This is a genomic window from Campylobacter sp. 2014D-0258, from assembly GCF_008000495.1.
GTDB lineage: Bacteria > Campylobacterota > Campylobacteria > Campylobacterales > Campylobacteraceae > Campylobacter_D > Campylobacter_D jejuni.
On record NZ_VOAR01000008.1, the window covers coordinates 1 to 20,478 of the forward strand.

The 20,478-nt window shown below is 29.9% G+C and carries 20 protein-coding genes; 12 read left to right on the forward strand and 8 right to left on the reverse strand.

Features of this window, described 5'->3' with window-relative positions; all coding sequences use genetic code 11:
• Window positions 1-922 (forward strand): Cj0814 family flagellar-dependent secreted protein (locus SR62_RS00810; RefSeq protein WP_147502224.1); only part of this gene is annotated, 922 nt, incomplete at its 5' end.
• 58 nt (window positions 923-980) lie between these two features.
• On the opposite strand, the gene SR62_RS00815 is transcribed toward SR62_RS00810, so the two are convergent.
• Genes SR62_RS00815 through SR62_RS00840 form a run of 6 tightly spaced genes read right to left on the reverse strand, consistent with a single transcriptional unit; the run spans window position 981 to window position 6,841 of the window.
• Window positions 981-2,408, reverse strand: a complete 1,428-nt coding sequence (locus tag SR62_RS00815) for a Mur ligase family protein (protein WP_002893344.1) — start codon at window positions 2,406-2,408, stop codon at window positions 981-983.
• A complete protein-coding gene (locus SR62_RS00820) occupies window positions 2,409-3,128 on the reverse strand; it encodes an alpha/beta fold hydrolase (RefSeq protein WP_002893343.1) in 720 nt (239 codons plus the stop codon).
• 1 nt (window position 3,129) lies between these two features.
• Entirely contained in the window at window positions 3,130-3,345 is a 216-nt protein-coding gene (locus SR62_RS00825; protein WP_002852622.1) for a type II toxin-antitoxin system Phd/YefM family antitoxin, read from the reverse strand.
• A gap of 59 nt (window positions 3,346-3,404) precedes the next feature.
• Window positions 3,405-4,445 carry a D-alanine--D-alanine ligase gene (locus tag SR62_RS00830; RefSeq protein WP_002893341.1) on the reverse strand — a complete coding sequence of 347 codons (1,041 nt, stop codon included), beginning with the start codon at window positions 4,443-4,445 and terminating at the stop codon, window positions 3,405-3,407.
• Window positions 4,446-4,454: 9 nt separating this feature from the next.
• Complete coding sequence (gene ruvA / locus SR62_RS00835; RefSeq protein WP_002893340.1) at window positions 4,455-5,006, reverse strand: Holliday junction branch migration protein RuvA; 552 nt, start codon at window positions 5,004-5,006, stop codon at window positions 4,455-4,457.
• Window positions 4,982-6,841 (reverse strand): flagellar assembly protein A, encoded by a 1,860-nt coding sequence (locus SR62_RS00840; RefSeq protein WP_002893338.1) that lies wholly within the window; start codon window positions 6,839-6,841, stop codon window positions 4,982-4,984. Before SR62_RS00840 ends, ruvA begins: the two co-directional genes overlap by 25 nt.
• A gap of 103 nt (window positions 6,842-6,944) precedes the next feature.
• Between SR62_RS00840 and murJ the strand changes: the two genes are divergently transcribed.
• From murJ to SR62_RS00875, 7 genes are read left to right on the forward strand one after another with little or no spacing between them, the layout of a single operon-like run.
• Window positions 6,945-8,396 carry a murein biosynthesis integral membrane protein MurJ gene (gene murJ / locus SR62_RS00845; RefSeq protein WP_002893336.1) on the forward strand — a complete coding sequence of 484 codons (1,452 nt, stop codon included), beginning with the start codon at window positions 6,945-6,947 and terminating at the stop codon, window positions 8,394-8,396.
• Window positions 8,396-9,784: a cysteine--tRNA ligase gene (cysS, locus tag SR62_RS00850; RefSeq protein ID WP_002893334.1), complete on the forward strand. Its 1,389-nt coding sequence runs from the start codon at window positions 8,396-8,398 to the stop codon at window positions 9,782-9,784. Before murJ ends, cysS begins: the two co-directional genes overlap by 1 nt.
• Entirely contained in the window at window positions 9,777-11,519 is a 1,743-nt protein-coding gene (locus SR62_RS00855; RefSeq protein WP_002893333.1) for an ABC transporter ATP-binding protein, read from the forward strand. Before cysS ends, SR62_RS00855 begins: the two co-directional genes overlap by 8 nt.
• A 31-nt stretch (window positions 11,520-11,550) precedes the next feature.
• Window positions 11,551-12,609, forward strand: coding sequence for a quinone-dependent dihydroorotate dehydrogenase (locus SR62_RS00860; protein ID WP_002872967.1), 1,059 nt, complete (start codon window positions 11,551-11,553; stop codon window positions 12,607-12,609).
• The gene (locus SR62_RS00865; RefSeq protein WP_002893332.1) at window positions 12,606-13,856 is read left to right on the forward strand and encodes a M16 family metallopeptidase; all 1,251 of its coding nucleotides are present in this window, start codon (window positions 12,606-12,608) and stop codon (window positions 13,854-13,856) included. The genes SR62_RS00860 and SR62_RS00865 overlap by 4 nt, the downstream gene beginning before the upstream one ends.
• Window positions 13,849-14,745: a 4-hydroxy-tetrahydrodipicolinate synthase gene (dapA, locus tag SR62_RS00870; protein ID WP_002893331.1), complete on the forward strand. Its 897-nt coding sequence runs from the start codon at window positions 13,849-13,851 to the stop codon at window positions 14,743-14,745. The genes SR62_RS00865 and dapA overlap by 8 nt, the downstream gene beginning before the upstream one ends.
• Window positions 14,745-15,524: an enoyl-ACP reductase gene (locus SR62_RS00875; protein ID WP_002852476.1), complete on the forward strand. Its 780-nt coding sequence runs from the start codon at window positions 14,745-14,747 to the stop codon at window positions 15,522-15,524. Before dapA ends, SR62_RS00875 begins: the two co-directional genes overlap by 1 nt.
• A gap of 40 nt (window positions 15,525-15,564) precedes the next feature.
• Here the strand turns inward: SR62_RS00875 and SR62_RS00880 are convergent, their stop codons facing one another.
• Together SR62_RS00880 and SR62_RS00885 are read right to left on the reverse strand one after the other, a co-directional pair.
• Window positions 15,565-15,870 carry a hypothetical protein gene (locus SR62_RS00880; RefSeq protein ID WP_002893330.1) on the reverse strand — a complete coding sequence of 102 codons (306 nt, stop codon included), beginning with the start codon at window positions 15,868-15,870 and terminating at the stop codon, window positions 15,565-15,567.
• Window positions 15,871-15,882: 12 nt separating this feature from the next.
• Complete coding sequence (locus SR62_RS00885) at window positions 15,883-16,479, reverse strand: MBL fold metallo-hydrolase (protein WP_002856956.1); 597 nt, start codon at window positions 16,477-16,479, stop codon at window positions 15,883-15,885.
• Window positions 16,480-16,552: 73 nt separating this feature from the next.
• Here SR62_RS00885 and SR62_RS00890 point away from each other — a divergent pair, with 73 nt between their 5' ends.
• Genes SR62_RS00890 through kdsB form a run of 4 tightly spaced genes read left to right on the forward strand, consistent with a single transcriptional unit; the run spans window position 16,553 to window position 20,348 of the window.
• Window positions 16,553-17,293 carry an NAD+ synthase gene (locus SR62_RS00890; protein ID WP_002893329.1) on the forward strand — a complete coding sequence of 247 codons (741 nt, stop codon included), beginning with the start codon at window positions 16,553-16,555 and terminating at the stop codon, window positions 17,291-17,293.
• Between the two features lie 3 nt (window positions 17,294-17,296).
• Window positions 17,297-18,223: a tetraacyldisaccharide 4'-kinase gene (locus tag SR62_RS00895; protein ID WP_147502225.1), complete on the forward strand. Its 927-nt coding sequence runs from the start codon at window positions 17,297-17,299 to the stop codon at window positions 18,221-18,223.
• Window positions 18,220-19,632 (forward strand): threonine synthase, encoded by a 1,413-nt coding sequence (gene thrC / locus SR62_RS00900; RefSeq protein ID WP_002893328.1) that lies wholly within the window; start codon window positions 18,220-18,222, stop codon window positions 19,630-19,632. Before SR62_RS00895 ends, thrC begins: the two co-directional genes overlap by 4 nt.
• A complete protein-coding gene (gene kdsB, locus SR62_RS00905) occupies window positions 19,629-20,348 on the forward strand; it encodes a 3-deoxy-manno-octulosonate cytidylyltransferase (protein WP_002856736.1) in 720 nt (239 codons plus the stop codon). The genes thrC and kdsB overlap by 4 nt, the downstream gene beginning before the upstream one ends.
• The last annotated feature ends 130 nt before the right edge of the window (window positions 20,349-20,478 follow it).

The window sequence follows — 20,478 nt, forward strand, 5'->3', positions numbered from 1 at the left end:
TGATTTTAATAAAGCTGCAGGATTGCCTGAAGATTTTAAGATACATAAATCTACTTTGGATGAGATTAAAAAAGCTGCCGAAAATGATCCTGTTGTTTCAAGTACAAAAGAATACTTAGGAGTAAGCAGTTATTATTCTAATATGGATATGGCAAATACTATAAAACAATATTATAACAAATTTGATGAGATATTAAATCACACTTTTAACAATGCGAATAAAACAAGTTTTACCGAAGTAGATTTAAATAGTTTACCTAAGGGTGTAAGTATGTCAGTAGGAGATTTTGATTTTGCTTCACCTTTAAATTTGGAAAGCAAAACTATAACAAATTATTACAACACCCAAGAACAATACGATGAAATGGAACAATTGGGAACGATTGCAAGTATTAACGTGGGATTGCAACCATTAAATTTCACTCCACAAAGTATGCAAACTCAAAATACATCAAACAAATATACTTTTAATCCTGATATGTTAGTTTATCCACAAAATGAAGATGGAAGCTATTCTAAAGAAGCTTTATTTGTGAGTTTTTTAAAATCAACGGGTGCTGATATTTTAAAAGGTGGCAATACCACAATGAATCCTATAGTTAAATCTTACAAAGAAGCTATGGCTAAAGAAAGCTTTGATGGATCATTAGCTTCCTTAGATGACATCATGACAGGTAAGGTTGATTTTGCAAGTTTATTAAAAGGCTATGCACAAGATGGCTGGCTTGACGCAGATATTTATGCAATGGAAAAAGGAATTAAATGGCAAAATCACATAGGTTATGGTGGTGGAGCTTGGTTTGAAAGAGAGCTTAATCAAGCAAAAGCTAATGGCTGGAAAGCAAGCAGTGAAAGTATAAATTCTTATGTTGGATCTATAATGGATAGATTAAATAATCTTATAGGACAAACTAGGGTTTAAAGAAGTATTTGCACGAAGTCAAATTGAAAATGATGACATTTGCAAATACTTATACGAATCACATAAAACTAGGCGCATCGTTTGAAAAGAGTATTAAATCTCCGTTTTTTGTCTCTTTAGCTAGAGTTTGAACTAGCTGGCTTTTTTCTTTAAGTATAATGGTTTTTATTTTTAACTCTTTTTTGAAAATTTCAGCATTGATTTGTGCGCTAATGATAGCAAGATCAAAACACTCATTGATGATTTTAGCAAGTTTTATATTTTCTTCTTCGCTTACTTCCACTATACCAGGACTTACTAAAACTTTGCGTCCTTTATAGCTTTTACAAAGTTCATAGCTTGTGCTCATACCTTTAAAATTTCCATTAAAACCATCATCTATGATAAATTTAGGCTCTCTTGAAAGCACTTGCAAGCGATGTTCTACGGAGTTTATATTTAAAACCTGCTTTTGAATTTTTTCTAGTTTTATGCCAAGATAATGAGCACAAAGTATACAAACACAAAGATTTTGCACGTTAAAATCCCCTAAAATTTGACTTTTAAAATCATAGGATTTATTTTCTATATCGACTTTAAATTCTAAACCTTCAAGACTTGAATGAATAAGACTTAATTTATCATCATAAAGGCTGATGAGTTTATCTTCTTCTTTTTGGGTGCTAGAGTGTAAAAAAGCCTTTTCTAGTCTTTTGGAATTTAAGGCTTCAAGTTTGGTTGAGCGGATATTTTCAACACTTTTAAAATACTCTAAGTGTGCATTGCCTATCTCTCCTACTATGCTGATGTGAGGTTGTAAAAAACGAGTGATTTCATCAATATCGCCTTTAAGTCTAGCACCTGCTTCAGCTATGTAAATTTGAGTATCTTGGCTTAAATTGTTATTGATATCAGCAACTATACCTAGCAAGGTATTGACAGAGCGTGGTGTTTTGTAGCTTTTAAAGTCATCTTTTAAAAGTTCGTATAAAAAATTTTTAATACTTGTTTTTCCAAAACTTGCGGTAATGAGTATGATTTTTAAATTTTCATTGGCTCTTAGTTTGGCTTTGGCTTGTTTTTTATAATATAAATTTGTAAAAAACTCATAAATTTTAAGACTAAATAAAGCAAAAGGAAGGCTAAAAAGATTAAAAAGAAAAGAAAAACGCAAAGCAAGTATAGCAAAAATAGCATTATAAACAAAAACAAAAACAAAAAACCATTTAACCTTACTTGTAAAAACAAGCTTTTTATCTATACCTTTGTTCCAAAAATACAAAATCGGAGTATGGATCAATGCAAAATATGCCAAAGAGTATAAAGGAAAGGCTAAGAATAAAAAATAAGGAATAAATAAAAAATACAAATGCCATAAAGGTTTATGATAATGAAAAAACACGCGTTTAAATTTATAAGAATACCATTGTAAAGCACTCATAAGATAAAAAGCTATACAAAAATTAAAAAATAAAGAATTGATAAAATAAAGAGTATTGATAAGCATTTAAATTTCCTTGATTTTTTGAGCTATGAAAGCAGAATATTTTAAAAAGAAAAAATGATCCCCCTCTAAAGGATAAAAAGTGCTATTTTTTAAAAGTTGATGCATTTTTTCACCACAATACAAAGGCGTAGCTTCATCGCTTTTTCCCCAAAAAATCAAGCTTTTAGCCTTTTGCTTGGCAAAAATTTCACTAAAATCCTCATCAACAACCCTTTTAAAGGTTTCATACATCATAGGACTAAGATTTGCTCCATCTTTACTAGCAAAATAGCGATAAAATTTTCCCAAACCAAAGAGTTTTAAAATTTTAAAAATACGGATTTTAAAACGCACTTTTAGGGATTTTTTAGCTAAAATTCCTGCACTTGAAAGTAAGATTAGGGTGTCTTTTTCTTTTGCGAGTAGGGTGATTACTTTTCCACCAAAAGAATGCCCCATGAAAAAACAGACATTGAGTTTTTTTTGTTTTAAAAAAAGTTCTGTGATATTGGCATAATCTTGAGTGTTTAAAATTTCTTCCACACTTGAATTCCCAAAACCTGCCAAATCCATATAAATTTGACAAAAATCTTTCAAAAAAGGACAAAAACTTTGTTTCATAAGTTCTTTATTAGCTCCCCAGCCGTGTAAGATAAGTATTTGCGGTAAGGAAAGATCACCTAAAATTTCATAAGAAATTTGATAAGTTTTGTTTTTATAAGAAAGTTGAGTTTGAGCCATTTTAAGCCTTTTGATTTTTGTAGATATTTTCTAAAAGTTGCATGGCATTTTGTAAGCGTTCAAATTCTTTCATACTAAGCATTACAGCTTCAAATTTGTTATTTTTTAAAATAACTATTTTTCCACTTTCACTTTTTTTGAGTTTTTCCATAATGGGGCTAAAATTTCTTACCACTTCAGTGGCAGTGTAAATTTCATCTTGTTTAAAAGAGAGCATTTTTCTTCCTAAAATACGCTAAATTTTATGTATAATTTAGCGTATTTTGACTTAAAAGCTTATAATTTTCCTTTTTGTCCGTTGATGGAGTGAAGGAAGTTGTAATTGATTTTTATCATTTTTTCAAGTGAAATTTGATCAGCTAAAGCGTTTAAAGTGGTATTAAAATCTTTAAAAAGATAATTAGCCAAAGAACCAGGATTTGGGTTGATTTCATTTAAATATACTTCATCATTCAGTATAAAAAAATCGCAGCGTATTAAAGCACCTTTAAACAAAGGATTGTAGATCTTTTTAAAGCTATCTTTGAGTTTTTCTTTTAATTCTTCGCTTAAATCTGCTTCTATAAGCTCATTGTGTCCTGAAAAGCTAAGATATTTTTGTTCAAAGTCTAAAAATTCTTTTTTCTTTGGTTCTTCTATGATGGAAAAAACAAACTCATCATTGATCATACATCCTGCAAGATTGTATTCTTTGATATTGTTTTTAAATTCTTCTACTACAAGATCATTATCAAATTCAAAACCTACATCTTTAGCGTATTCTAAATCTTTTTCATCTTTTACTATGCTAATACCTATACTACTTCCAAGTCTTGCGGGTTTGGTAATGCAAGGAAAACTAAGCTTTTCTTTAGAGTTTTGATTTTTTCTTAGCATGGTATAATCAAGAGTTTTTACTCCAACGCTTTTTGCATAAAGTTTGGTAAGTTCTTTGTTAAAAGATAATGCACTAGCTTCAAGCCTAGGTCCTATAAATTTAATGGAATAAAACTCAAATAAAGCCGCAATTTTTCCATCTTCTCCATCTCTACCATGGATAAGATTGATCACGCATTCGCACTCTAGTTTATTTTCTTTTAAAAAACCTTTGCTAAAAAAACCTCCTTGTTTGATGAAGAGTTCTTTTTCTTTTTTATAAGCTTTAGTGCTAAAAGTTTTAGAATTCATTTTTTCACTTGGAATATGATAAAATCTTCTTTCTTCATCACAAAAAATAAATTCTAAATTTTGATTGATAACTTTTTTAAGCACTACAGCACTTACTATACTGATCTCATGTTCATAAGAATTTCCGCCAAAAAGTATTGCAAATTTCATTTTATTCCTTTATCCTAGTTTTTTAAGAGCTTCTTTGATGAGTTCGCTTGTGCCTGTTGCTTGAGCACTTGCTAAAACACTTATGATTTTTTCTTGTTTAAAGCCTAGAGTAAGAAGTGCGGCTAAGGCTTCGCTTTTATCATCGCTTACATTTTCAAGTTTGGTTTTTGTGTCAGAAAGTTCTACTATAATGCGTTTTGCACTTTTTGGACCTATGCCAGGTACTTTTTTAAGCACACTTTCATCGCCCAAACTTAACGCTTTGTAAAAAGAATTTACATCAAGACTAGAGCATATCGCCATAGCAGTATTTGCACCCACTCCATTGACTTTTAAAAGCATTTCAAACATTTTTTGTTCATCTTTATCCAAAAAGCCATAAAATTTATTAGAATCTTCTTTGATGATTTGAGTGATAAAAAACTCATGCTTTTCTTGGGTTTGAATTTTAGCAGAACAAAAAAGAGAAATAAATATCCCATAGCTTAAACCACTAGCACATTTAACAATGATAAAAGTAGGTTCTTTTTTCGTGATTATTCCTTCGATGCCGACAACCATGCTATATCCTTTTCTTCATAATCTAATTTTTTATGTATTTCTATACTTTCTTGGTTGTTTTGTATGATTTTTTTAATGCCTATAAATTTAGCACTTTCATTAACAAATGAAGAGTAAAAAATATCTTCTTTGGGCTCTAGAAGTGAAAATTTGATCTCATTCATATCAGTCCATTTGCCACTTTTATTTATAAAAGTTGCTTCAAAAAGCATTTTTTGCAAATTGATTAATTCTAATTGTAAAGATTTTTTGCGTTCAAGAAGTTCTTTTTCTTCATTTTGTAGTTTATTTAATTCAAGATTTTGTAAAGAGAAATCTTTTAGAGCTTTTTCGTATTGTATAGGAACATTTTGACCTTGATTTTTAAGTTCTGTTATCTTTTTTTCAACGCTTAAAATTCCATTTTTACTTGATAAAATATATTGTCTTATTTTATTCATTTTATGATTTAACTTAGAAATTTGCTCTCCTAAAATCGCAAATTCTTCATCATAATTACTATCAAGAGTTTTAATTTTAGCATGAAATTTATTGTTATCCCCGTTAATGCGTTCTATTGTGGTGTTTTCAAAAAACACACAAGAATTATTACTTTCTAAATTTTCTATATAGATTTTATCAGCTTGTATATTTCCGCCTAAACTTTTTTTAATTCTCACTTCTTTAGCTTTGATTGTTCCACCTTCGAGCAAATCTATATTTAAAATTTCGGCTTCTACAAATCCTCTATGAGTTTTTATATAGGCTTGTTTGGCTTGAATTTTGGCTTTAGAATGTGTAGTGCCTTCAATTTTCATTTTAATGGCATTAAGTTGAGTGTTGCTTCCTACGCTTCCGACTACATTTAATTCTTCACATTCTATCCCAACGCCAGAATTTACAGCATCTTTTACTTCTGAAAGAAATTTTATATTGATTTTGACATTTTTGTCTAGTCCAGCTCTTATAATCCCTATATTTTTAAAATCTACCCAATTAAAATCTAGTTCATTGGCGATATCAAATTTTTCACCATCTTGTACTACATAACCTTTTTTTAAAGCTATATATTCTGTGTATCCATCTTGCTCTACTTGTTTAAAAGCCGAAGAACAAGAAAATTTAACTTTATTTTCATTTGCGGCTAAAACTTTTAAGGTGTGTAAATTTAAGTCTTTTCCTTCTTTACCTTGTTTAAATTTGACGTGTTTTAAAACAACTTCATTTTCATCAACAACAATAATACCTGAGCGTTTTTCATCGATAGTGTAGTTTTTGGTTTTTTCTTCATAAGTCAAGATCAGGGATTCATCTTGACTTTCTATAGGATCAATACCTTGTGCAACGGTGATTTGTATAATTTTATTTAAAGGGGTGTTTTTATGTTGGTTGCAAAAAGACATTAAATTTTTCTTAAAATCAAAAATGCGGATACCTATTAAAAATTTAAGTTTCAACATCTTTTTATAAATATTTTGCAAAAGTTCTAGTGCTAGTTTTTCATGAAAGTCTAAATTTGCAAAATCAATTTGAGCAATTATTTTGGTTAAATTTTTATTCGCAACTAGTTTGACTGCTTGAGATGCTTTGCTTTGGTTTATACCGTGGAAAATTTCTATTTTGTATTCTTGCTTGATTTGAAGATCATTTTTTAAAAAAATTTCATCTTTATCAAAAAGAGTTAATTCTTTTTCAGAGATTTTTTCCCATTCTAAATCTCCAAAACGATATTGTGTAGAAAATGCCAATAAACTAAAATCAAGCTCATTTAAGCTAAGGTTTGTTTGTGAAGCTACGCTTAAAAGCTCTCGAGCTGGATTTTCTGTATAGGCAATAATTTTTTCATCCAAAGTCAAAACTTTCCCCTTGTAAAAAATTAAGAATGTAATTATAGTCAATTTTTAATCAATTTTAGTTAAAATAGTTCTCTTTATATTTTGAAATTTATGAAAAAATTTAATGAAGAGTTTAGTATTTAAAAATTTTATTGTCAATGCTTTAGGAATTTTATTTTCAAGAATTTTAGGGCTTGCTAGAGATGTTTTAATAGCGCTTTTTTTAGGAGCAGGGCTTTATAGTGATATTTTTTTTGTGGCTTTAAAAATGCCTGCTTTTTTTAGAAGAATTTTTGCAGAAGGGGCTTTTGGACAAAGTTTTTTGCCTAATTTTGTAAAAGCGAAAAAAAAAGGAGCTTTTTGCGTTAGTGTAATGATGCAATTTAGCCTTATAGTTTTTTTATTTTGTCTTTTGGTAAGTTTTTTCTCCTCTTTTTTTACCAAGCTTTTTGCTTTTGGGTTTAACGCAGATACTATAGCTTTAGCGGCTCCTTTGGTGGCGATTAATTTTTGGTATTTGTTTTTTATTTTTTTAGTTACTTTTTTAGGAGCTATTTTAAATTATAGACAAAAATTTTTCATTACCTCTTTTTCTGCGGCATTATTTAACTTAAGTATTGTTATAGCTGCCTTTTTTGTGGATAAAAATGCACCGCAAAATACACTTTATTATTTTTCTTATGCAACGGTTTTAAGTGGGATGGCACAACTTATTTTGCATTTGCTTGTTTTAAAAAACAATCCTGTAATCCGTGCTATGACTTTAAGTATAAAATTTAAAAAAGCCAAGGCGAAATTACAAGGTTTTTATGGCAATTTTTTTCATGGAGTTTTAGGTTCTTCTGCGACCCAATTTAGCTCATTGCTTGATACAACTATAGCTAGTTTTTTAATGAGCGGGAGTATTTCTTATCTTTATTATGCAAATCGCGTCTTCCAACTCCCCCTTGCACTTTTTGCTATTGCTTTAACTCAAGTTTCTTTTCCAAAAATTTTAAAACATTTAAAAAGTGGTCAAGAAAAATTAGCCTTAAAATTTATGCAAAGAGCATTAGCGCTTTTAAGCATTTTGCTTATTGCTTCTAGTATTATAGGTTCTGTGTTTGCTTTGGAAATTTCAAAACTTTTATTTGAAAGAGGAAATTTCACTCACGAAGATAGTGTGATTACGGCTTATGTTTTGATTGCTTATCTTATAGGGCTTTTACCTTTTGGTGTGCAAAAGCTTTTTTCTTTGTGGCTTTATGCAAAATTTAAACAAAAAACAGCAGCTTGGATCGCGGTAAAATCTTTAATTATCAGTGCTTTATGTTCTATGGCTTTTATATTTTTGATTAAAGATGAAAGTTTAAAGGTTATTGCAGTAGCACTTTCAAGCTCTATCAGTGCTTTTTATTTGCTTGGAGCTAATATCAAAGAATTTGGTTTTAAGAAATTTTTTGCTTTAATATCTATTAAAATTTGCTTATTGGTTATAGTTACTTTGATTGTTTTTACAATCTTACTTATTTTGATTAAACCTTATATTTTAAGTTTTTTTATAGGAATTTTTACAAGTTTTAAAGGAGTTTTTTAATGAGATTATTAGACAGTGTAGCAAAAGAGAAAATAAAACTTGATAAAAAAGATATTAGTATTTACTTATGCGGACCTACGGTTTATGATGATGCACATTTAGGACATGCAAGAAGTAGTGTTTGTTTTGATCTTTTGCGTAGGGTTTTACTTGCTCAGGGCAATAGGGTAAAATTTGCTAGAAATTATACAGATATTGATGATAAGATTTTGAAAAAAATGGCTCAAAGTGGTCAAACTTTAGAGGAAATTACGGAATTTTATATCAAAAGTTATGAAGAGGATATGAGGGTTTTAAATGTATTAGATCCTGATTTTAAACCTCGTGCAACGCATTATATAACAGCTATGCTTGATTTGATTAAAAAGCTTGCTAAGGATGGGTTTGTTTATACTCTAGAAGATGGAATTTATTTTGATACAAGTAAAGATGAAAAATATTTAAGCCTATCAAATCGCAATTTAGAAGAAAATATCTCTCGTCTAAGTAATGAAGTGCAAAAAAGAAATGAAAGCGATTTTGTGCTTTGGAAATTTGATGAAAATTTTTACGAAAGTGAATTTGGCAAAGGGCGTCCAGGTTGGCATACTGAATGTGTTGCTATGATTGATTCTATTTTTGAAAATACTCTTGATATACATGCTGGAGGGATAGATTTGCTTTTTCCTCATCATGAAAATGAAGCTGCGCAATGTCGTTGTGGATGTAAGAGAAAATTAGCAAATATTTGGCTTCATAATGGTTTTGTAAAAATCGATGGTGAAAAAATGAGTAAAAGTTTAAATAATAGTTTTTTTATAAAAGATGCTTTAAAAGAATTTATGGGCGAGGCTTTAAGATTTTATCTTTTGAGTTCTCATTATAGATCTCATTTTAATTATTCTTTATCGGATTTAGAAAATGCTAAAAAACGTTTAGATAAATTTTATCGCCTTAAAAAAAGATTGGATTTAGGTGAAATTTCTGATTTTGATGTTTTAAATGATATTGAAATAAAAAGCGAAATTGCTAAGCAAATTTTAGAGATTTTAAATGATGATTTAAATGTTTCTAAAGCCTTAGCTCTTTTGGATGATTTTATCAGTAGTGCAAATTTAGAGTTGGATAAAGAAAGCAAAAATAAAATTTTAAAACAAAATATCAAAGAAGCTTTAAGCGAGCTAGCTAAAATTTTTGGCTTTGGTTTTATGGATACAACTTTATATTTTCAATGGGGTGTAAGCAAAGAAGAACGAGAAGAAATTGAAAAGTTAATTTTAGAAAGAACTGAGGCTAAGAAAAACAAAGATTTTAACACAGCTGATACAATAAGAGAGCAATTAAATAGTAAAAAAATCACTCTTTTAGATACTCCAAATGGAACAATTTGGGAGAAAATAAATGCATAATGAGATGAATTTAAAAGAGGTTTTAATACGCTTTAAGCCCTTTTATAAAAGATATTGGAAACAATTTGCTATAGCTATTTTCGGTATGATTTTAGCAAGCGGAGGAACTGCTGGAAGTTTTTATGCTTTAGAGCCTATTTTAAATTATATTTTCGTTGAAAAAAATGAAGCTTTACTTTATACAGTGCCTTTTTTGCTAGTATTGATGTATTTTTTTAAAAATCTTGGAACTTATTTACAAAGTTTTTATGTTTCCTTTATAGGAACAGATATGTTAAGAGTATTGCGTGCTAGGGTTTTGAAAAATGTTTTACGCTTGGATATGGATTTTTTTAAACGCTATAGAAGTGGAGAGCTTGTAAGTCGTTGTACTAATGATATTAATGCACTTCAAAGCATAGTATCAAACATTATTCCTGATTTTTTTAGAGAGCTTTTAACTGCTATAGGACTGCTTGCAGTAGTCTTGTATCAAAGTCCTACTTTGGCTTTTTTTGCTTTAGTGATTTTGCCTTTAGCTATTTTTCCTTTGGTATGGTTTGCTAAAAAACTTAAAAAATATGCAAGAAATATACAAGAAACAAATTCGGATTTACTTTCTTATTTGGGTGAAATTTTTTCAAATATTGAATTGATCAAAGCTAATGATAATGAAAAAAAAGAAAGTGATAAATTTGCTAAGCATAATGATACTTTGTGTAAATTAAACCTAAAATCCGCACGTATTGATGCGCTTACAAGTCCTTTAATGGATATGATGGGCTCTGTTGGGGTTGCTGTGGTGATTATTGTAGGGGGTAGAGAGGTTATCAATGGTTCTATGAGTGTGGGAAGTTTTATCAGTTTTGTTTCGGCACTTTTTGCGATATATACTCCTTTAAAGCGTCTTTCGTCTTTATATGGAAAACTTCAAGGTGCTGTTGCGGCAAGTGAAAGAACTTTTTATTTATTGGATTTAGAACCTCAAATTAAAGGTGGAAGCAAAGAATTAAAAAACATTGAAAAAATTAGCTTTGAAAATGTTGAATTTGCTTATGAAAACCCGCATAAAAGTGTTTTAAAAGGCGTAAATTTTGATTTTGTTAAAGGGCAAATGCTTGCTCTTGTAGGGACAAGTGGGGGTGGTAAATCTTCTATTATTAATCTTTTGATGTATTTTTATGAAAAACAAAAAGGTAAAATTTTACTCAATCAAAAAGATATTAGCACTTTTACCATAGAAAGCTTACATGCTAAAATAGGACTTGTAACGCAAAATATTTATCTTTTTAATGATAGTTTTGCTGCAAATATTGCTTATAGCGAAGAGTTAGAAGAAGAAAAAGTCATCCAAGTTTTAAAATTGGCCAATGCTTATGAATTTGTTAAAGAAATGGGCGGGATTTGGGCTGAAGTGAAAGAACATGGTAAGAACTTAAGTGGAGGGCAAAAACAAAGAATAGCAATCGCTAGAGCTTTATATAAAAATCCTGATGTGCTTATTTTTGATGAAGCAACTTCAGCTTTGGATAATGAAAGTGAAAAAGCAATAGTTAAAACTATAGAAAATTTAAAACAAGACAGATTGATTTTAGTGGTTGCACATCGTTTAAGCACTATAGAAAATGCAGATAAAATAGTAGTATTGGATAAGGGCAAGGTATTGGCAATAGGTAAAGATGAAGAGCTTTTGCAAACTTGTTCTTTGTATCAAAAATTTAAAAGCAAAGAAAAAACAAAGCCTAGCTTTAGTTAATTTTAGTTAGAATTTCAAAAAGGATTAAAAAATGGCTTATGAAATGATAAAACCTTTACTTTTTAAGTTAAACCCTGAGCATGCACATGCTTTGGTTGAATATAGCTTAAGGGCTTTAAGTGCTAGTTTTCCAGGAGCTTTAAGTTTTTTAGCACACAAATATATAGTTGATGATGAAAGTTTAAGGCAAAATTTACTTGGACTTGATTTTAATAATCCTGTAGGTTTAGCAGGAGGCTTTGATAAAAATGCCACTATGATAAGACCTTTGAGTGCTTTAGGATTTGGCTTTTTGGAAGTGGGAACTTTTACTCCAAAACCTCAAGAAGGCAATGAAAAGCCACGCCTATTTAGACTTGTAAAACAAGAAAGTATACAAAATGCTATGGGTTTTAACAACGAAGGTGCTGAAAAGATTGCTTTAAGACTCGCAAAAACTTATCCTTTTGTTTTGCCTTTAGGGGTAAATATAGGGAAAAATAAAATCACTCCAAATGACAAAGCCTTGGAGGATTATTTTACTTTGTTTAGAGATTTTAAGGATTTGTGTGATTATTTTATCGTTAATATCTCATCTCCTAATACTAAAAATTTAAGAGAGTTGCAAAATGATGATTTTTTAAATACCTTGCTTGAAGAAGCCAAAAAAATCACTTCTAAGCCTATTTTGATAAAAATTGCTCCTGATATGAAAATAGATGATGCTTTAAATTTATGTGAAAATGCCATTAAAAAAGGTGCAGATGGGTTTATATTAGCCAATACTAGTGTTGATTATAGCTTGTTAGATAATAATCGTACTTTTGGTGGTATTAGCGGAAGGTTGATTACAGAAAAAAGTGGTATTTTTTTCAAAGAAGTAGCTAAAATTCTTTTTGGCAAAACTTTGCTTATTGCAAGTGGAGGGATTGATAGTGCTGATATTGCTTATGAGCGTATTAAAAATGGGGCTAATTTGGTGCAAGTTTATACAGCTTTGATTTTTAAAGGTCCTTCTTTGGTAAAAAATATCAATCAAAATCTTATAGAGCTTTTAAGAAAAGATGGTTTTTTACACATTAGCGAAGCTGTTGGGGTAAATTTAAAATGATTGCTTATGAAAAAATTCAATTAAAAAACAAGCTTGAAGTTTATGCTTTGCCTGTAAATAAAAATAGCGATGTGATTAGCGTTGATATTTTTTATAAAGTGGGTTCAAGAAATGAGATCATGGGAAAAAGCGGCATAGCTCATATGCTAGAACATTTAAATTTTAAAAGTACTAAAAATTTAAAAGCTGGCGAATTTGATGAGATTGTTAAGGGTTTTGGTGGCGTGGATAATGCAAGCACAGGTTTTGACTATACTCATTATTATATTAAATGTGCGAAGAAAAATTTAGATAAAGCTTTGGAACTTTTTGCAGAACTTATGGAGAATTTAAATTTAAAAGATGAAGAATTTCAGCCTGAAAGAGCAGTGGTTTTAGAAGAGCGTAGATGGAGAACAGATAATAATCCTTTGGGATATCTTTATTTTAGGCTTTTTAATCACGCATTTATGTATCATCCTTATCATTGGACTCCTATAGGTTTTTTTAAAGATATAGAAAATTGGAGTATTGAAGATATTAAAGAATTTCATAGTATTTATTATCAACCTAAAAATGCGATTTTACTTGTAAGTGGTGATATAGAAAGTAAAGAAGTTTTTGAGCTTTCAAAAAAACATTTTGAAAAGATTAAAAATACTAAGACTATACCTAAAATTTACACAAAAGAGCCTAAGCAAGATGGAGCAAAAAGAATATATTTGCATAAAAACTCAGATACTGAATTATTAGCCCTTGCTTATAAAATTCCAAATTTCAAGCACAAAGATATACCTGCTTTAAATGCTTTATCCGAGCTTTTAGGAAGTGGGAAAAGTTCTTTAATGAGTGAAATTTTGATTGATAAATTAAATTTAATCAATGATTATTATGCTTATGTTAATGATTGTATAGATGAAAATTTATTTATTTTTATTTGTAACTGTAATCCCAATGTTAATGCAGAAAAAGTAGAAAAAGAACTTTTAAAAATCATTGATAAACTTAAAATGGGTAAAATTTCTCAAAAAGATTTGCAAAGAGTGAAAAATAATGTCAAAAGTGATTTTATTTTCTCACTTAACAATGCTAGTGCAGTGGCAAATATTTATGGTTCATATCTAGCAAGAGGAGATATCAATCCTTTGTTAAATTATGAGAAAGATATACAAAATTTGGAATTAAAAGATTTGATTTCTTGTGCTAAAAAATATTTTATTCAAGAAAATTCAACTACGGTAATTCTAAGAAAGGATTCAAATGGATAAAAATATTATCATTGGGGCGATGACTGCTCTTATTACACCGTTTAAAAATGGAAAAGTTGATGAGCAAAGTTATGCAAGATTGATTAAAAGACAAATAGAAAATGGCATCGATGCAGTAGTTCCAGTAGGAACAACAGGAGAGAGTGCAACTTTAACCCATGAAGAACATAGAACTTGCATAGAAATAGCCGTTGAGACTTGCAAAGGAACTAAAGTTAAGGTTTTAGCGGGTGCTGGAAGTAATGCAACTCATGAGGCAGTGGGTTTGGCTAAATTTGCTAAAGAACATGGTGCTGATGGGATTTTAAGTGTGGCACCGTATTATAATAAACCTACGCAACAAGGACTTTACGAGCATTATAAGGCTATTGCGCAAAGTGTAGATATTCCTGTGCTTTTATATAATGTTCCAGGAAGAACAGGTTGTGAAATTTCAACGGATACTATTATCAAGCTTTTTAGAGATTGTGAAAATATTTATGGAGTAAAAGAAGCGAGTGGAAATATCGATAAGTGTGTGGATTTACTTGCACACGAACCTAGAATGATGCTTATTTCAGGGGAAGATGCGATCAATTATCCTATACTTTCAAATGGTGGAAAGGGAGTGATTTCAGTAACTTCAAATTTATTACCCGATATGATTAGCGCTTTAACTCATTTTGCTTTAGATGAAAATTATAAAGAAGCTAAAAAAATCAATGATGAGCTTTATAATATCAATAAAATTTTATTTTGCGAAAGTAATCCTATTCCTATTAAAACGGCTATGTATATAGCTGGATTGATAGAAAGTTTGGAATTTAGACTTCCTCTTTGTTCTCCAAGTAAGGAAAATTTTGCTAAAATTGAAGAAGTGATGAAAAAATATAAGATCAAAGGATTTTAATGAATACAGAATTTCAAGGAAAAACTTTAGTGATTAGCGGTGGAACTCGCGGGATAGGCAAAGCTATAGTTTATGAATTTGCTAAAGTGGGTGCAAATATAGCTTTTACTTATAATTCTAATGCGCAAATTGCTGATGAAATGGTTCAAGATTTGGAGAAAAATTATAAAATCAAAGCTAGAGCTTATGAGTTTAATATTTTAGAACCTGAAACTTATAAAGAACTTTTTGAAAAAATTGATGTGGATTTTGATAGAGTGGATTATTTTATCTCAAATGCTATCATTTCAGGACGTGCGGTTGTAGGCGGCTATACTAAATTTATGAAGTTAAAACCAAAGGGAATTAATAACATTTTTACAGCCACAGTAAATGCTTTTGTTGTGGGCGCACAAGAAGCAGCTAAAAGGATGGAAAAAGTAGGGGGTGGAAGCATTATTTCTATCTCATCTACAGGAAATTTAGTGTATATAGAAAATTATTCAGGTCATGGTACAGCAAAAGCCGCTGTAGAAGCTATGGCAAGATATGCGGCTACTGAACTTGGAGAAAAAAATATCCGTGTAAATGTCGTAAGTGGTGGGCCTATTGAAACTGATGCTTTAAGAGCTTTTACAAATTATGAAGAAGTAAAACAGGCTACTATAAATTTAAGCCCTTTAAATCGCATGGGGCAGCCTGAAGATTTGGCTGGAGCATGTCTTTTTCTTTGTTCAAGTAAGGCAAGTTGGGTGACAGGACATACTTTCATCGTTGATGGTGGTACAACTTTTAAATAAAAATTAAGAAAAATCAATGGATTTTTCTTAAAAATATTTTTCAATCAAGTTTTAATTTCCACCCTAAAAAAACACTTAATAATGCAAGTAAAAAAATAAAATTTAAAGTCCAATTGTCAAAACCTACAAAACCTATAGATAATACGCTGTAAAAAAATCCTCCCACAGCTGAATAAATACAAATCGTACTTAAAGATCCATTTTCTGCCATTTTTTTACATGGGCAGATTTTATAAAATTTTTTATCGTTAAATTGATTTTTCTTTTTATTTCCCAAAAATAAACCAAAAAGGGCAAAAAGATTTAAAAAAATAAAAGCATATAATAAAATTTGATCTAATTCCATTTTAAATATACCTTAAAAGTATCTAAGCCAAGAGGGTAAATGGACTTGTTCTTCTTTTAAAGTAGTCTCTTGTCCATGTCCTGGTAAAAGTTTAAAATCTTCTTTGTAAGTCATAACTTTTTCTAAACTTTGTTTCATTAAATTTGCATCTGAATAAGGAAAATCCCATCTTCCTATGCTTCTATAAAATAAAAAATCTCCACTAAACATGATATTTTTACCTACAATTTCTATCATAGTGCAACCTGGTGTGTGTCCTGGTAAAAAGTGAAATTTAAAATCAACTCCGCAAATATTTAAAATATCTTCATTATCTACTAAAAAATCCGCATCGCTAGAATCATAGCCTTGATTGAAATCATCATGTAGCATAAAAGCATCATTTTTGTGAATATAAATGGGGATGTTGTATTCTTTTTTAACCTTGGCATTATCCCAAATATGATCATAATGCCCGTGAGTATTTAAAATCGCCAAAGGTTTTTTTACATGTTTTTTGATAAATAAAAGTGCATCAGTTCCTGGATCAATGATAAATTCACCCTTTGGGGTAAATAAAATATAGCAATTAGTTTCATAAACTCCACAAGCTTGTTTGATAATTTGCATTTTTTACCTCTTTAATAAAAAATTTGCCTTAAATAAATATAATTATACATTAAATTTTTAAAAGGCAAGCTTTATGGATTGGCAAAAGATTACGGAAAAAATGTGTGATTTTATACAAGAAAAAGTGAAAAATTCTCAAAGTCAAGGTGTGGTTTTGGGGCTTAGTGGCGGGATTGATTCTGCTTTGGTAGCAACGCTTTGTAAAAGAGCTTTAAAAGAGAATGTTTTTGCTCTTTTAATGCCAACTCAAATTTCAAACAAAGCCAATCTTGAAGATGCTTTGAGGCTTTGTGCGGATTTAAATCTTGAATATAAAATCATAGAAATTCAAAGCATTTTAGATGCTTTTATAAAGCAAAGTGAAAATACCACTCTAGTATCGTTAGGAAATTTTGCAGCTCGTATTAGAATGAGTTTGCTTTATGATTATTCTGCTTTGAAAAATTCTTTAGTCATAGGCACTTCTAATAAAAGCGAATTACTTTTGGGTTATGGTACGATTTATGGGGATTTAGCTTGTGCTTTTAATCCTATAGGATCGCTTTATAAAAGTGAAATTTATGCCTTAGCAAAATACCTTAACTTGCATGAAAATTTTATCAAAAAAGCTCCAAGTGCGGATCTTTGGGAAAATCAAAGCGATGAGGCGGATTTGGGTTTTTCTTATGCAAAAATCGATGAAGGTTTAAAAGCCTTAGAAACTAATGACGAAAAGCTTTTAAGAACGCTTAATCCTTCTTTGATTGCCATGCTAAAAAATCGCATGCAAAAAAATACTTTTAAGGGAAAAATGCCTGAAATTTTGGAAATTTAAACAATGAGTGAAGAAAAAAATTATGAACTTTGGCTTGATAATTATTTTTTTAAGCCTAATTTTTGGCAAAAATGCCTTGCTTTTATACTTTTACCTTTAAGTGTGTTTTATGCTTTTTTTGCGATTTTAAATACTTTTTTTCGTAAAAAAATAGTTTTTAAAAAGCCTGTTATTAGCGTTGGTAATTTAAGTTTTGGAGGTAATGGAAAAACCCCGCTTTGTAAAGCTATAGCAAGGGAATTTGATGGCGTTTTTATAGTGCTTAGGGGCTATAAAAGAAAGTCTAAAGGTTTGTTTATTGTTAAAAATCAAAATGAAATTTTATGCACCTTAACACAAAGTGGCGATGAAGCTATGGAGTATGCTTTTGAAGAAAATATCAAAGGTGTGATTGTGAGCGAAGATAGAGTAAAAGGTATTGAAAAAGCTTTTGAGTTGGGAGCTAAAATCGTTGTACTTGATGATGCTTTTTCTAAATTTCATATTAAAAAATTTGATATTTTACTTGAAAGCAAAATCAAACCTTATTTTAATTTTACCTTGCCAAGTGGAGCTTATCGTTTGCCAAAATTTTATGAAAAAAGGGCTGATTTTATTGCATTAGAAGGCAGGGATTTTGTGCGTTATTCTTTTGTAAAAGAAAATCCAAAGGCTGTTTTGGTAACTGCTATTGCTAAACCTTTTAGATTGTATGAGCATTTTATCAAAGCAAGGGCTTGTTATTTTTTTAAAGATCATTATGAGTTTAAAAAAGAAGAATTAGAAAATTTGCTAAAAAAACATAATTGCGATACACTAATGCTTACTTTTAAGGATTTTGTTAAAGTTAAAGATTTTGGTTTTAAATGTCAAATTATAGAATTAAATATAGAATTAAAAGATTCATTAAGAGAAAAAATAAAAACTTATATCAAGGAGTTTGAACAGTGAAATTGGTCGAGAGTAGAAATGTAAACAATGTATCAAGTTTTAAGGAAGCTTTGATTAACCCAAACGCCCCAGAAGGAGGGCTTTACTCACCTTTAAATTTGCCTATTTTTGAAGGAGAAAAATATGCCAATTTGTCTTATAAAGATTTTGCTTTAAAGCTTATAGAAAGTTTTGGTTTTGGCGAAGAAGAGCTTTTTAAAAAGGCTTTGAAAAGTTACGAAAGCTTTGATGATAAAAATACACCTATTTCTTTGCAAAAAATCTCTGAAAAAACCTATATTAACGAGCTTTGGCATGGACCTACAAGAGCTTTTAAAGATATGGCTTTACAGCCTTTTGGCGTGCTTTTAAGTGAATTTTCAAAGGATAAAAATATTTTAATTATTTGTGCTACAAGCGGCGATACAGGACCTGCAACCCTAAAAAGCTTTGAAAATGCAAAAAATGTTAAAGTAGCTTGTATGTATCCAAAAGGTGGCACAAGTGGAGTTCAAGAGTTGCAAATGCGAGCTTTAGATAAGGATAACTTGAAAGTTTTTGCCATAGATGAGGATTTTGACGCAGCGCAACGCACTTTAAAAGAATTGCTTTTTTCAAAAGATTTTCAAAATGAAATTAAAGCTTTAAATTATGAGCTTTGCGCAGCTAATTCTGTAAATTTTGGGCGTATTTTATTTCAGATTATTTATCATTATTATGCGAGTTTAAAACTTTTTAATGAGTTTTTAGAAGAAGTACAAATCATCGTTCCAAGTGGAAATTTTGGCAATGCTTTAGGAGCTTTTTATGCTAAAAAAATGGGAGCTAAAATTTCAAAAATCAAAATCGCTTCAAACGCAAATAATATTTTGAGTGAATTTTTTAATCAAGGCGTTTATGATTTGCGTGAAAAAAGTCTTAAGAAGACTATTTCTCCAGCTATGGATATACTTATTTCATCTAATATCGAAAGACTTTTGTTTGCGAAATTTAAAGATAAAAGAACTAAAGAACTGATGAATTTGTTAAAAAATGAGAGATATTTTAAACTTGAAAAAGAAGAATTACAAAGTTTGCAAGAAGATTTTGAGGCGGATTTTTGCACCGATGAAGAATGTATGCAATTTATCAAACAAAGTAAAATTTTAATTGATCCGCATACCGCAACTTGTTTTAAAATGCTTGATCCTTTAAAACCTAGCATTATCACTTCTACAGCAGAATGGACAAAATTTACTCCAAGTATGATAAAAGCTTTATATGATAGGGATTCTAAGAATGAAAAAGAAGATTTAAAATTTATAGCTAAAGAGTTTAATGTCCAAGTTAAAGATGAAATTTTGACTTTATTTGATTTGAAAAATAGCGATGAAAAGGTATTTGAAGCCAGAAATATAAAAAAAGAAATTTTAGATTGGATGCAAAAATGATTATTATTCCTGCAAGATTAAAATCAAGTCGTTTTCATGAGAAAATTTTATGTGATATAGGTGGAGTGCCTATGTTTGTGGCTACTGCAAGAAGAGTAAGTAGCGTGGATGAAGTTTGTATAGCTTTAGACGATGAAAAGGTTTTAAGTATCGCTAAAGAATATGGTCTAAATGCGGTTTTAACAAGCAAAGATCATGAAAGCGGTACGGATAGGATTAATGAAGCTTGTAAGAAACTAGCTTTAAAAGATGATGAGATTATTATCAATGTCCAAGCTGATGAGCCTTTTATAGAATGTGAAAATTTATTAAAATTTAAAGAATTTGCAAGTTCTTGCTTGGATAAAAAAGCTTTTATGGCGAGTTGTTATAAAAAAATCACTCAAGAAGAAGCTATGGACCCTAATCTGGTTAAAGTGCTTTGCGATAAAGAAGGGTATGCTTTGTATTTTTCAAGAGCTAAAATCCCTTATGAAAGAGAAAATTACGAGGAAAGTTTTAAAGGGCATTTAGGCATTTACGCTTATAGTGTAAAAGCATTAAGGGAGTTTTGTTCTTTATCAAGTTCTGCGCTTGAAAGAGCGGAAAAGTTAGAGCAATTAAGAGCTATAGAAAATGGTAAAAAAATCAAAATGCTTGAAATTTCAACAACAAGCATGGGGATTGATACTAAAGAAGACTATGAAAGGGCTTTAAAAATTTATTTAGAAAAATAACTCCACCCCAAAACGGAACAGATTTTGCTTGTATTAGTTATATAAATATATTTAGGTTGAAGGCAGAAAAATCTAAATTAAGGAATTAATATGAGTATCTTTAGTATCAATGATAACTCAAACTATGGTT